This is a genomic window from Chitinophagaceae bacterium (assembly GCA_016713085.1).
Taxonomy (GTDB): domain Bacteria; phylum Bacteroidota; class Bacteroidia; order Chitinophagales; family Chitinophagaceae; genus Lacibacter.
Window position 1 is genome coordinate 1684517 of record JADJPV010000002.1, and the last position, 12108, is coordinate 1696624.

Genomic DNA, 12108 nt, shown 5'->3' on the forward strand with positions numbered 1-12108 from the left:
ATATTATTTAAACGCATTAAATCCTGTTACATCCATTCCGGTAATTAATAAATGAATATCATGAGTTCCTTCATAAGTGATCACACTTTCCAGGTTCATCATATGCCGCATTACAGGATACTCTCCCGTGATGCCCATACCGCCAAGCATCTGTCTTGCGTCACGACAGATATTCGTTGCAATTTCACAACTGTTGCGCTTTGCCATACTCACCTGCTGCGGTGTTGCTCTTCCTTCACTCATTAATACACCCAATCGCCAGTTTAATAACTGAGCTTTGGTAATTTCAGTAATCATTTCAGCCAGCTTTTTTTGCTGTAACTGAAATGCACCAATTGGCTTATCGAATTGAATACGCTCTTTACTGTAACGCAAAGCTGCATCATAACAATCCATGGCTGCGCCAATAACGCCCCATGCAATACCGTAACGGGCTTTGGTTAAACATCCAAGTGGACCTTTCAATCCCTGTACATTCGGCAAAATATTTTCTTTGGGAACTTTTACATTATCAAACACCAGCTCACCGGTTGCACTTGCCCGTAAGCTCCATTTTCCATGAGTTGTTGGTGTAGAAAAACCTTCCATTCCCCGTTCAACAATCAAACCTCTTACAATGCCGGCTTCATCCTTTGCCCAAACAACTGCAACATGCGAATACGGTGCATTGCTGATCCACATTTTTGCACCATTCAGAATCACATGATCACCGGCATCTTTTATATTCGTAAGCATACTGCTGGGATCACTGCCATGATTGGGTTCAGTTAAACCAAAACAGCCCAGCCATTCACCGCTTGCAAGTTTAGGTAAGAAACGCATACGCTGCTCTTCATTGCCATAAGCATAAATGGGAAACATTACCAACGATCCCTGTACACTTGCGGTTGAACGTACACCACTATCGCCACGTTCAAGTTCCTGCATCATTAAACCGTAACTGATATAATCTAAACCGCCACCGCCGTATTGCTCCGGTACTGTTGGCCCAAAGCATCCAAGCTCGCCCATCTGCTTTACAATCTGTACAGGAAACTCTGCTTTCTGTGCATACTCTTCGATGATGGGAGAAATTTCTTTTTTTACATAAGCACGAACAGTATCACGAATCATGATATGTTCTTCTGTTAATAACTCATCTACCTGGAAATAATCGGGGCTTTGGAAAAGGTCTTGTTTTACTGACATATCGGAAGCAATTTTTAAATACTGTGCAAATATATTGAGCTGATGAATTGTCAGCACAAAAGATCATGAATATTAATAGTCCGACCTCCCTCTCCTTTTGGAGAGGGAAAGAGGGTGAGGTTTCAAATGTACGAATGGAGCAGCCACGACAGGGAAAAAGTTGTACTTTTCTGATTGCAAAAACTTCTGTATGAAACAATTGACCATTCTTGCTGCGGCATTATTATTCATGAACATTTCCTTTGCCCAGCAAAAAACAGAAAAGATGGAAGACCAGATACGGCAGTACTGGTTTGTGATGCTGCTGAAAGGAAATAACCGTACACAGGATTCTGCAACTGCAGCCAAAATTCAGGAAGGACATATGGCCAACATCAACAAACTGTATTACGAAGGAAAATTAAAAGTAGCCGGACCTTTTGGTGATAATGGTAACTGGCTGGGTATTTTTATTTTCGATTGTAAAACAAAAGAAGAAGTTGAACAACTGCTGAAAACTGATCCGGCAGTTTCATCAGGAAGATTAGCTTATGATATCAGGCCATGGTGGACAGCACCAACGGGAAATTTTAAACCGGGTATTCCTGAAAAAAAGTTGTAAACAGTTATGCCATACCTTTTTACACTGATAAATATAATTATACATCAATAGGTATGGCATACCTATTAAGCATCTTGAAAGACAAAAAATGAAATCACTAATATTCTTCTACTTTAGTTTGTTATTTACCAACACAGCTTTTATGCAAACCAAATCATACAGGTATTTAGCTTTAGGTGATTCTTACACAATTGGTGAAAGTGTGGCATTGAATAAGAACTTTCCCAATCAAACTGTTGCACTGTTACGGAAAGAAAAGATTTCCATAGAAGATCCTGCCATCATTGCCAAAACAGGGTGGACAACAGATGAACTGCAGGAAATGCTGAACCGCACAAGACTGCAGGTGCCATTCGATTTTATAACACTGCTCATTGGTGTAAATAATCAATACCGTGGAAGAAGTGCTGATGAATATGCTGTGCAGTTTACACAAATGCTTCAACAGGCAATTGGCTTTGCAGGAGAAAAACCAAATCATGTGATTGTATTAAGTATTCCCGACTGGGGTGTTACACCGTTTGCTGAGGGAAGAGACAGGGCAAAGATTGCCAGAGAGATTGATGCTTTCAACGCCATCAATGAAAAAATATCAAACCAATACAAAGTTCATTACATCAACATCACCGCCTTTACAAAGGAAGCTGCAAATGATAAAACATTGGTTACAAAAGATGGATTGCATCCATCAGTAAAAGATTATGGGAGATGGGCGGAGAAAGTGAAAGAAGTCATGATGAAAGAGTTGAAGTAACCCCGTCAGCGGTTGCAAACCCTGACGGCGGTTAAGAATAAAATTATTTTAAATACCCCTTCATCTCAAACTGGTACTGCTCTGCAATAATCTTTGCTTCATCAGCAAAATCTTCTTTACCACTTGCATAGATCACAGCACGGCTTGCATTTACCAACAGCCCGCAATCTTTATTAGAAGCTTTTTCAGAAATATCTTTCAAACTTCCGCCCTGTGCACCCACACCGGGAACCAGTAAGAAATGATCAGGAATCATTTCACGGATGTTTACAAATTCTTCTGCCTGTGTGGCACCAACAACAAACATTAAATTATCAGGAGTTCCCCATTTAGAAACTGTACGCAATACTTTTTCATACAGATATTCAGCACGCAGATGCTGCTCACCATTTTCACTTTGCAGCTGTTTCATTTCAAAATCATTGGCTCCTTTATTGGAAGTTAAGCCCAACACAATGGCCCACTTGCCTTCATATTCTAAGAATGGACGCACACTGTCTTCACCCATATAAGGTGCAACAGTGATGGCATCAAAATTCATGGTTTCAAAAAATGCCCTGGCATATTGTGTAGAAGTGTTGCCAATATCACCACGTTTGGCATCAGCAATTTTAAAATGTGTTGATGGAATATAATTTACCGTGCGTTCCATTGCCTCCCATCCTTTCAAACCCATTGCTTCATAAAAAGCAGTATTGATCTTATAACTTACACAATGCGGAAGCGTGGCATCAATGATGGCCTTGTTGAATTCAAATATTGCATCGGGATGCGATTGCAGGTGTTTGGGGATTTTTGTGAGGTCGGTATCTAACACAACACAGAGATAGGATTGCTTCTGAAAGATTTGTTCAACGAGTTGCTGCCTTGTCATGCGGCGAAGATAAGTAAAGTCGGAAAAGACAGAAAAGTCCGAAAGTCAATAGACGGCAAGTCCGAAAGAATGAGCCGGACGATTAATCAATCTCAAATCTTTCGGACTTCCGGGCTTTTCTGACTTACCGACTAAGTATCTTCTTCAACGCTTCTCCAAACTTCCACACTTCTTCAAATGTATTGTACAGTGGAACGGGCGCTAAACGAATCACAGAAGGTTCACGCCAGTCAACATAAAACCCCTGCTTCATCAGTTCAGTATAAATTTCCTTACCACGCTGCAGCATATTCATACTTACCTGGCAGCCATGTTCAGTTTCTTTTCGTGGAGTAATAAATTCAATGATGGGTTGCTTTTGAGAAGCATTGACTTCATCAAGGATATACCATAAATAAGCAGTAAGTAATTTTCGTTTTGCATTGATCTTTTCCCAACCGGCTTCTTCCACAACTTCCAATGCTGCACGGTGACTTGCATAGAGCAGCATCGCAGGTGTACCCAACTGCCAGCCTTCAGCCGATTGCATGGGCTTGAAGCCTTTCTCCATTTTAAATCTTGTTGCTTTTTCATAACCCCACCAGCCTGCAAAACGATTCATGGTTTCATCTTTGTGATAACGTTCATGCACATATACAGCAGCCACTGCACCCGGACCAGAGTTGAGATATTTATAACTGCACCAGCAGGCAAAATCAACATGCCAGTCGTGTAATTTCAATTCAATATTACCGGCAGCATGTGCCAGATCAAATCCAACTTTTGCACCAGCCTGTTGTGCCAGCTGCGTGATGGTTTGCATATCAAACACCTGTCCGCTGTAATAATTAATTCCGCCAAACAATACCAATGCTAACTCTTCCCTGTGCTGCACAATGATCTGCAACAAATCTTCATTGCGGATGGTATGCTCCCCTGTTCTTGGTTTTATTTCAATGATTGCATCAGCTGGATCAAAGCCGTGATGTTTTACATGTGTCTCCATCATGTACTGATCGCTGGGGAATGCTTTGACTTCACATAAAATTTTATATCGCTTTCCCTGTGGACGATAAAAACTCACCAGCATTAAATGCAGGTTCACCGATAAATTATTCATCACCGATAGCTCATGTGGCAGACAACCAACAATTTTGCTGAGAGGTTTTGTAAGTTGATCATGATAATCCATCCATGGTTCATCAGCACCGAAGAATGCTTCCACTCCATGGGCAGCCCAGTCATTCATGATGGCTTGAATCGAATCCTTTGTCCGTTTGGGTTGAAGTCCTAATGAATTGCCGAGGAAGTATACTTTCTCTTTTCCGTTTTCTGTTGGAATAATAAACTGCTGACGAAATGATTGTAAAGGATCATCCTGATCCAGCTGTTGAGCAAAAGCAAGTGTTGATTGAAACTGCATGTGGCGAAACTATTAAAACAAGTTTGGATAATCGCTGATAATTCCATCAACGCCCATTTTTTTTAACCGTTCGATTTCTTCTTTGGTATTCACCGTCCATGGAATGATTTTAATCTTTCGTTCATGGCAATAGTTGATCAAGGTTTCATTTATCAATGAATAAGCCGGACTGTAAACGGTTGGAACAAAACCCAATGCTTCGATTTGTTTTTCAATTCCACGTTTATCAAAATCTTCAATCAGCATTGCAGTTTTAATTTTCGGATAATGCTGATGCAGGTATTGCAGTGTTCTGAAATCAAAAGACTGAATGATGACATAGTCATCCAGTTCTTTTTCTTTGATTACTGCCATCAGCAATTCAATAAACTCATCCGGTTTGGGATGATAAAGATTATCGCCAACGGGTAAACACTTGGTTTCAATATTAAAGTATGGATGAGGTCTGCGGCTCATGGTCATATAATGAGCAACAGTATCAAACAACTCACGCAGTAATGGTTTGTATGCCCTTATTTTTTTTCTGTTGCGGAAAACGTGGGTGAGGACGCATCCCCACATCAAACTTTTTCACTTCTGCATAACTCATCTGGTAAATGTTCAAATTTTTTTCTTCAGCTTCCGTTACCAGTTTACCATTTGGTTTTGTTGCAATTTCATGATTGAAAAAAGGTTCATGTGAAACAACCAGCTGCTTATCTTTTGTAACAACCACATCCAGTTCTAAAGTAGTAACACCTAACCCTAAAGCAGTGATCATGGCTGGGATGGTATTCTCCGGCATTAATCCACGGCAGCCACGATGGCCCTGTTTATCAAAAGCCCCCCAATCATTTGAGGGAGGAGTTTTCGTATCATTCTTCTGCATAAGCTTATTTGAACAGGCAAGAATAAAAATGAACAGCAAAAAAGTAAGCTGAGTTTTCATGATGGAAATACTTTTGATTTTCGTTCTTCCATCAGCTTGGCTATTTCAGCTGCTTCACCACCCTGCTCTTTTAATCGACGGGCAATCTGATCATAATCTTTTTCTTCACGATTCTGGCTGAGTTTAAACACCGCATCCAGTTTTTTACTTCTACTTCAAATGCTGCAATAGCTTTCATGTTTTTTGCTACATATTCATCTGTCATTTTTTCTACCAGTGAAGGAGAATGCGGATCATTTTCAAAATGTGAAGTTGTCCGCTTCAGCACTTCCAGTAATTCAGCATCATTCAAAAACCGCAATACACCTTTCGCATGCACACTCATATAATTCCAGGTGGAAGCCATCTGTTTATCATCATACCAGCTTGCACTGATATAAGTATGGGCACCGGTAAATACGGCAAGGACATTGCTGTTTTGTTCATACGCATGGTAATGATCGGTTTTTTGCTGAACATGCCCTGTGAGATATATTGTTCCTTCACGTTCATCAATAAATAAGGGTACCTGTGTTGCAACAGGTTTGGTTTCTGCATCAACACCAATCAGCATTGCAAATGGATGCTGTTTCATAAAATCAATGACAACTGCCTGATCGGGCTCCCTGGAATATGATGGACTGTACATGAATCTAAGTTAAGCTAAGAGATTGAAAGCGGAAACTTGAGACGATTGTTTGGTAAAGAGGTAACAAAAAAATAAGGCGGACAAAGCCCGCCTTATTAAATTCATTTTGTTTCTTATTTGCTTCTTGTAAACAGGTTAACAATGGCCAGTATAACTACAGCACCGAGTGCACCTGTAAGGATAGCTCCTATCCAGCCTGTACCGAAACTGATTCCAAGTTTGCCCAGTAACCAGTAGCCAACAAAACTTCCAAGAATACCGACAACAATATTGCCGATCAAACCAAGTCCACCTCCTTTAAAGATCTGGCTGCCCAGCCAACCGGCGATTGCTCCAATTAAAAGTGTTGCGATAATATGCATACATTCTTTTTTGTGTGAATAATACAATGAAACTGATCATTGCTACTAAACTTACAACTTCATTCTGTCAATTGCAATGAATCTTTTTGTTCATTGACAACAGAAAGTTGAAGTGAGTGACACAACAAAGATGCCAACTGCACAAAAGCCGGTAACACAAAAATTCTTTTACGCCAGTATTTCCAGTGTCTTTGTTGCCGGCATTTCTGCATTACGCATCGCAATACTTCTTACTGCAGCTGAAGCAAAATCCTGGAATGCTTTTTTGGTAATAGCTTCATCGCCTGCCATTACCGGTGTGCCGTAGTCGCCACCTTCACGGATGCTTTGCACCAATGGAATCTGGCCGAGGAAATTCAATTCAAATTCATCAGCCAAACGTTTACCACCATCCTTACCAAAAATGTAATATTTATTATTGGGTAATTCAGCCGGAGTGAAATAAGCCATGTTCTCCACCAATCCAATGATGGGAACTTTGATCTGTGCCTGTCCAAACATTGCAACTGCTTTCTTTGCATCAGCCAATGCAATATCCTGCGGAGTGGTAACAACTATCGCTCCTGTTACAGGAACTGTTTGAACCAGCGTTAAATGAATATCACCTGTGCCGGGAGGCATATCAATTACTAAATAATCTAAATCTCCCCACAATACATCTGTCACAAATTGTTTAATGGCACTGCTGGCCATTGGCCCACGCCAAACGATGGCATCTTTTTCATTTACCAGTAAACCAATACTCATGAATTTAATACCAAATTTTTCCATGGGTACAATCATTCCCTTTCCATCAACATCCTGCATTTTCGGACGCTCACCTCTTACACCAAACATCATTGGAACAGACGGTCCGTAAATATCAGCATCCATCAAGCCAACTTTTGCTCCACCCTGTGCCAAAGCAATTGCAAGGTTGGCACTCACTGTGCTCTTCCCTACTCCACCTTTACCGCTCACTACTGCAATGATGTTCTTTACATTCGGCAATACCGATTTTGGATCTTTCCGGTTACTGCTTGTATTGGAAGTGAAATTCACAATCACCACGGCATCCTTATTCACCAGTAATTCGATGGCGTTGGTTGCTGCACGACCCATCATATCCTTCATGGGACAGGCAGGGGTGGTTAATACAATTGTGAAAGACACTTTATTACCATCAATTACAATGTCTTTGATCATATTCAGCGTAACGAGGTCTTTTCCGAGGTCGGGTTCCTGTACATTACTCAAAGCCTGCAGCACTTGTTCCTTTGTCATATTCGTATTATTTGTTAAAAGAGAGATTTAAGAGTGCAAAATTAACCATTGAACCCTTTCATTTAATGAGTGAAATCATGTTTTCCACTATTTTTGATGCAGATGAAGAAATTTCTACTCCTCGGTATTGTCATTTCATTGCTTGCGCCCTTTGCTGCAAAGGCCCAGTTTGAATCATTTAAAGATTCAATTGTACAGTTGTATGGTGTGGTGATGACAGCCGATAGCCTTCGTGGGCTCCCTTCCGTAACAGTAAAGCTCCGCAACCAGAACCGTGGCACTTATACAAATGAACAGGGTGTGTTCAGCCTGGTGGTGCTGAAAGGTGATATCATTGAATTTACAAGTGTTGGTTTTAAACCCAAAGTTGTTACCATACCCACTAACCTGGAAGGCAATGCATTCAGCATTATTCAGCTGATGGTGGTGGATACCGTTTATTTACCTGCAACAATCATCAAGGCCCGGCCAAGAAGGGAACAGTTTGAACGGGATTTTGTGAATGCAGATGTACCGGCCGATAAAATTGAAGTGGCCAGGCAAAATACCTTAACCGCACAATCAAGGATTCTGCAGCAATCATTACCGAGAGATGGTGGTGAAAATTCAAGAAATGTGCAGCGCCAGTATGCACAGCAGCAATCTTACAACGGGCAGTACCGTCCGCAGAATATCTTCAACCCAATTGCCTGGAACGAATTTATACAGGCATGGAAACGGGGCGATTTTAAACGGAAAGATTAAGCGCCTTTTGCCACAAAGATGCTAAGGCTCTAAGTTCTCAAAGGGAAATACATAAGCTGCTGTCCTTCTTTTTAATCATCACATGTTTTGAGAGTTATTTGTTCCGCTTCGTGACTTTGCGCATTAGCGGCAATTTTCTTTTTTCCTTACTACCCAAAACCTGTATGTATATCTTACAAGCCATCATTTGGCAAACAAATGATCTGGGTTATTCACTTCTCTGATTGCTGTCTCCCGAATTCTATCTTTTCCTTTCATATATTGCATATACTAAAATGTAATTTTTTATGAAACAGATTACTGTTATAGGTGCAGGTACCATGGGAAATGGAATTGCACATGTATTTGCTCAATCAGGATTCAATGTTAAATTATTTGATGTTAACCCTTCGCAATTAGAGAAAGCAATGGCCGCTATCAGCAAAAACATGGATCGCCAGGTAGCCAAAGGAACCATTACAGAAGAACAGAAACAAACAGCCTTTAAAAATATTACTGTAACCGCCGACTTGCTTGAAGGAGTAAGTAAAGCCGAACTGATTATAGAAGCTGCAACAGAAAATGTGGAGCTGAAGCTGGATATTTTTGAAGAGATTGATAAAGCCGCACCTCCAGGCTGTATTCTTGCTACCAATACATCTTCTATTTCCATTACAAAGATTGCTTCCGTTACCAAACGTGCCGGTATGGTGATTGGCATGCACTTCATGAACCCTGTGCCGGTGATGAAATTGGTAGAGATCATTAATGGTTATGCAACTAAGAAAGAAGTAACTGATAAAATTGTTGAACTGAGTACGCAGCTGGGTAAAGTGCCCTGCGTGGTGAATGATTATCCCGGCTTTATTGCCAACCGCATTTTAATGCCGATGATCAACGAAGCTATTTACAGTTTGTACGAAGGCGTTGCAGGAGTGGAAGAAATTGATACGGTAATGAAACTCGGCATGGCCCACCCAATGGGTCCTTTGCAGTTAGCTGATTTTATTGGACTGGATGTTTGTCTGTCTATTTTAAAAGTATTGCAGGATGGTTTTGGCAACCCGAAGTATGCGCCTTGTCCGTTACTGGTGAATATGGTTACTGCCGGAAAATTGGGTGTGAAGAATGGGGAAGGATTTTATACCTATGTGGCGGGAAATAAAGAGTTGGTGGCGAGTAAGAGTTTCAGGAAATAGATTTAATTCTTATCAAGCTCATTTTTTTTTACATATTCCTCAAAGTATTTCAGATTCAATTCTGCACCCCGTCCTATATATTTATTATTCTTGAAATCAAATTTATAAGCTTCACCATAATTTACTTTCTCATTACCTTGATTATCTCTTGTAAATGACCCTAGTAACACAATAAAGACAAGCTCTTCATTGCGAACAAGGGAGTTAATATCAAAACCAATTGTACGAGTCCTATCCGCTGCTAGGAAATTATCTGTAAATGGAACAACTTCATAATGAAGGATTTTAGCTTTTCCATTAGCCAATATTTTAACAAAATATGAATTGATTTTAATATTATAAGAGGTTCCATTAATTGACTGCATTTTAATTCGAACAGTCTTTCCATCCTCAATTAAATAAATAGGTGGAACTCCATTTATAACAGGCTCAACGGCAAGTTGCGATTGAGCAGTTCGTAAATTAATAGAGCTTGCTACATTTTGCAGCGAATCAATTAAAATTAAATTATATTTTGCTAAAGCCTCATTTGATGCCTTTATACTTTTAGCATAACTACTATCGACAATATCTTGCAACTTCTTTTGTGTTATACTATCACTTTTTTTCTTTTCAACTTTATAGCTACTATCCAATTCAATTATTCTTTTCTCCAGAGCTTGCTTTTCATTTTTTGCATTATCCTCATTTTCAGAATCTTTTTGAATGGATGCCCAGATAATAAAAAAAGTAGCCAACAGAAAAAAAGGAATTTTAAACAACAATGATTTTACAGGCTCTAAATACTTAATCTTTTTTGCAATCTCATCAGCAAAAGCTAGTAAGCCAATTATAGCGCCAAATAATCCAATTAATAAATTATAGAACCAACTCATAGATTAGACTTATCATTATTTTCAAAGTTAATATTCTTTTTTTCGTCTGCACTACCTTAAATGAAATTAGGCTCAAATTGTTATCCTATATGTCTTTCGCCTTTTTGATCATTACTATAAGAAGCAAGCCGTCGTCTGGTCGCTGACCAACGACAATGATTAACAAACAGCAACTCTTGTTGGTCAGCGAACAACAATGGCCTAATAGCCAGTTTTATTGTATTTTCATTTTACAGAATTGACAACCTTACACAGAATTCAACCTAAACTGTTTTGAATAAACTTAAAAACCTTCACTTAACTGTATCTGCAATTCTTATCACTATCATTGCATTGGGATATGGTCTGTTTCCGAACGAAGTTTTATCCAGGTTGTTTTCTTTTACCGTTGATTCAACTGATTTAAAGCAGGTATTCCGGGCAACAATGGGTTTATATTTAGCCATGACTGCCTTCTGGGTTACCGGTATTTACAAACCTGCTTACCGGCGAAGCGCAACAATTGCCAATGTTCTTTTCATGAGCGGTTTGGCAGCAGGAAGAATATTCAGCTTAATTGTTGATGGAGTTCCTTCAACTTTATTTTTAATTGGATTAGCACTGGAACTGATTCTTGCATGCTGGGGAATGTGGAATTTGAAAAAGAATTGACACACTGCTTCATGCGGCAACTCCACTCCATTATCAAAATCAACACTTTTTGGTCAGCATCCAGCAAGTCCGGTTCTGCTTATCTTCAACCAATGAAACAACTGCTCAGCAAAGCGGCCAATGGACGGATTATTCTTTTCTTATCCGGATTGGTTTTGTTTTTTAATCTTTACCTGTTTCCTTCAACTGCTGTGAAATACGAGGGGACAGATTTACAGCCATTGGATTTAAGGATGGGCTATTCAAAAGAAGATGTGATGGATCTTTTTACTAAGATGGGAACTGAAGGAAGGAACTCTTATTCATATGGTCTGAATGTTATCGATTCAATTTATCCTTTTGTTTATACTGCATTACTGATATTACTGCTCGTATTTTTTATCAATAAACTTGAGCTGAGTAATCCAAACTGGTCCTTTTTCATTATACTTCCCGCATTAATTATGCTGGCAGACTTTATTGAAAACAGAATTGTGACAGCCATGTTGAAAAGTTACCCAATCATCAAACATTCAACAGCAGCATTTGGATCTGCTGCCACAACTGCTAAATGGATATTAACAATGGTTACTGTTCTCTTACTGTTTACCGCCATCATTGCACTGGCAGTCCGTTTCATCCGTCAACGAAAACCATTGAACTGATTTTTACAATCTTTAA

Annotated in this window: 13 protein-coding genes and 1 pseudogene; 6 read left to right on the forward strand and 8 right to left on the reverse strand. The window is 39.7% G+C overall.

All coding sequences use genetic code 11. From position 1 onward, the window contains the following. Nucleotides 1–3 precede the first annotated feature (3 nt). On the reverse strand, nucleotides 4–1188 hold the full coding sequence (locus tag IPK31_20250) for an acyl-CoA dehydrogenase family protein (protein ID MBK8090057.1): 1185 nt from the start codon (nucleotides 1186–1188) through the stop codon (nucleotides 4–6). 190 nt (nucleotides 1189–1378) lie between these two features. Here IPK31_20250 and IPK31_20255 point away from each other — a divergent pair, with 190 nt between their 5' ends. Together IPK31_20255 and IPK31_20260 are read left to right on the forward strand one after the other, a co-directional pair. Beyond that, nucleotides 1379–1789 (forward strand): hypothetical protein, encoded by a 411-nt coding sequence (locus IPK31_20255; GenBank protein MBK8090058.1) that lies wholly within the window; start codon nucleotides 1379–1381, stop codon nucleotides 1787–1789. Nucleotides 1790–1931: 142 nt separating this feature from the next. Beyond that, the gene (locus tag IPK31_20260; GenBank protein ID MBK8090059.1) at nucleotides 1932–2543 is read left to right on the forward strand and encodes an SGNH/GDSL hydrolase family protein; all 612 of its coding nucleotides are present in this window, start codon (nucleotides 1932–1934) and stop codon (nucleotides 2541–2543) included. A gap of 43 nt (nucleotides 2544–2586) precedes the next feature. On the opposite strand, the gene pyrF is transcribed toward IPK31_20260, so the two are convergent. The 6 genes and pseudogenes from pyrF to IPK31_20290 form a co-directional block, all read right to left on the reverse strand. Then, nucleotides 2587–3417, reverse strand: a complete 831-nt coding sequence (pyrF, locus tag IPK31_20265; protein ID MBK8090060.1) for an orotidine-5'-phosphate decarboxylase — start codon at nucleotides 3415–3417, stop codon at nucleotides 2587–2589. Nucleotides 3418–3541: 124 nt separating this feature from the next. Next, complete coding sequence (gene kynU, locus IPK31_20270; GenBank protein MBK8090061.1) at nucleotides 3542–4819, reverse strand: kynureninase; 1278 nt, start codon at nucleotides 4817–4819, stop codon at nucleotides 3542–3544. 12 nt (nucleotides 4820–4831) lie between these two features. Beyond that, nucleotides 4832–5687: pseudogene (locus IPK31_20275) on the reverse strand (glycerophosphodiester phosphodiesterase). A 130-nt stretch (nucleotides 5688–5817) separates the two neighbouring features. After that, nucleotides 5818–6375: an FMN-binding negative transcriptional regulator gene (locus IPK31_20280; protein MBK8090062.1), complete on the reverse strand. Its 558-nt coding sequence runs from the start codon at nucleotides 6373–6375 to the stop codon at nucleotides 5818–5820. 113 nt (nucleotides 6376–6488) lie between these two features. Next, nucleotides 6489–6737 (reverse strand): GlsB/YeaQ/YmgE family stress response membrane protein, encoded by a 249-nt coding sequence (locus IPK31_20285; protein MBK8090063.1) that lies wholly within the window; start codon nucleotides 6735–6737, stop codon nucleotides 6489–6491. A 168-nt stretch (nucleotides 6738–6905) separates the two neighbouring features. Beyond that, nucleotides 6906–8000, reverse strand: a complete 1095-nt coding sequence (locus IPK31_20290) for an Mrp/NBP35 family ATP-binding protein (protein MBK8090064.1) — start codon at nucleotides 7998–8000, stop codon at nucleotides 6906–6908. A 102-nt stretch (nucleotides 8001–8102) separates the two neighbouring features. On the opposite strand from IPK31_20290, the gene IPK31_20295 reads away from it, so the two are divergent. Together IPK31_20295 and IPK31_20300 are read left to right on the forward strand one after the other, a co-directional pair. After that, entirely contained in the window at nucleotides 8103–8744 is a 642-nt protein-coding gene (locus tag IPK31_20295) for a carboxypeptidase-like regulatory domain-containing protein (protein ID MBK8090065.1), read from the forward strand. Nucleotides 8745–9031: 287 nt separating this feature from the next. Next, entirely contained in the window at nucleotides 9032–9922 is an 891-nt protein-coding gene (locus tag IPK31_20300) for a 3-hydroxybutyryl-CoA dehydrogenase (GenBank protein MBK8090066.1), read from the forward strand. A 2-nt stretch (nucleotides 9923–9924) separates the two neighbouring features. On the opposite strand, the gene IPK31_20305 is transcribed toward IPK31_20300, so the two are convergent. Then, nucleotides 9925–10797, reverse strand: a complete 873-nt coding sequence (locus tag IPK31_20305) for a hypothetical protein (GenBank protein ID MBK8090067.1) — start codon at nucleotides 10795–10797, stop codon at nucleotides 9925–9927. Between the two features lie 273 nt (nucleotides 10798–11070). Between IPK31_20305 and IPK31_20310 the strand changes: the two genes are divergently transcribed. Then, nucleotides 11071–11448, forward strand: a complete 378-nt coding sequence (locus tag IPK31_20310; GenBank protein ID MBK8090068.1) for a DUF4345 domain-containing protein — start codon at nucleotides 11071–11073, stop codon at nucleotides 11446–11448. A 92-nt stretch (nucleotides 11449–11540) separates the two neighbouring features. After that, nucleotides 11541–12092: a hypothetical protein gene (locus IPK31_20315; GenBank protein ID MBK8090069.1), complete on the forward strand. Its 552-nt coding sequence runs from the start codon at nucleotides 11541–11543 to the stop codon at nucleotides 12090–12092. The last annotated feature ends 16 nt before the right edge of the window (nucleotides 12093–12108 follow it).

Excerpts from the sequence above, each read along its gene's own strand:
- IPK31_20250 (MBK8090057.1), bottom strand. The coding sequence starts at position 1,188 with ATGTCAGTAAAACAAGACCTTTTCCAAAGCCCCGATTATTTCCAGGTA.
- IPK31_20255 (MBK8090058.1), top strand. The coding sequence starts at position 1,379 with ATGAAACAATTGACCATTCTTGCTGCGGCATTATTATTCATGAACATT.
- IPK31_20260 (MBK8090059.1), top strand. The coding sequence starts at position 1,932 with ATGCAAACCAAATCATACAGGTATTTAGCTTTAGGTGATTCTTACACA.
- pyrF (MBK8090060.1), bottom strand. The coding sequence starts at position 3,417 with ATGACAAGGCAGCAACTCGTTGAACAAATCTTTCAGAAGCAATCCTAT.
- kynU (MBK8090061.1), bottom strand. The coding sequence starts at position 4,819 with ATGCAGTTTCAATCAACACTTGCTTTTGCTCAACAGCTGGATCAGGAT.
- IPK31_20280 (MBK8090062.1), bottom strand. The coding sequence starts at position 6,375 with ATGTACAGTCCATCATATTCCAGGGAGCCCGATCAGGCAGTTGTCATT.
- IPK31_20285 (MBK8090063.1), bottom strand. The coding sequence starts at position 6,737 with ATGCATATTATCGCAACACTTTTAATTGGAGCAATCGCCGGTTGGCTG.
- IPK31_20290 (MBK8090064.1), bottom strand. The coding sequence starts at position 8,000 with ATGACAAAGGAACAAGTGCTGCAGGCTTTGAGTAATGTACAGGAACCC.
- IPK31_20295 (MBK8090065.1), top strand. The coding sequence starts at position 8,103 with ATGAAGAAATTTCTACTCCTCGGTATTGTCATTTCATTGCTTGCGCCC.
- IPK31_20300 (MBK8090066.1), top strand. The coding sequence starts at position 9,032 with ATGAAACAGATTACTGTTATAGGTGCAGGTACCATGGGAAATGGAATT.
- IPK31_20305 (MBK8090067.1), bottom strand. The coding sequence starts at position 10,797 with ATGAGTTGGTTCTATAATTTATTAATTGGATTATTTGGCGCTATAATT.
- IPK31_20315 (MBK8090069.1), top strand. The coding sequence starts at position 11,541 with ATGAAACAACTGCTCAGCAAAGCGGCCAATGGACGGATTATTCTTTTC.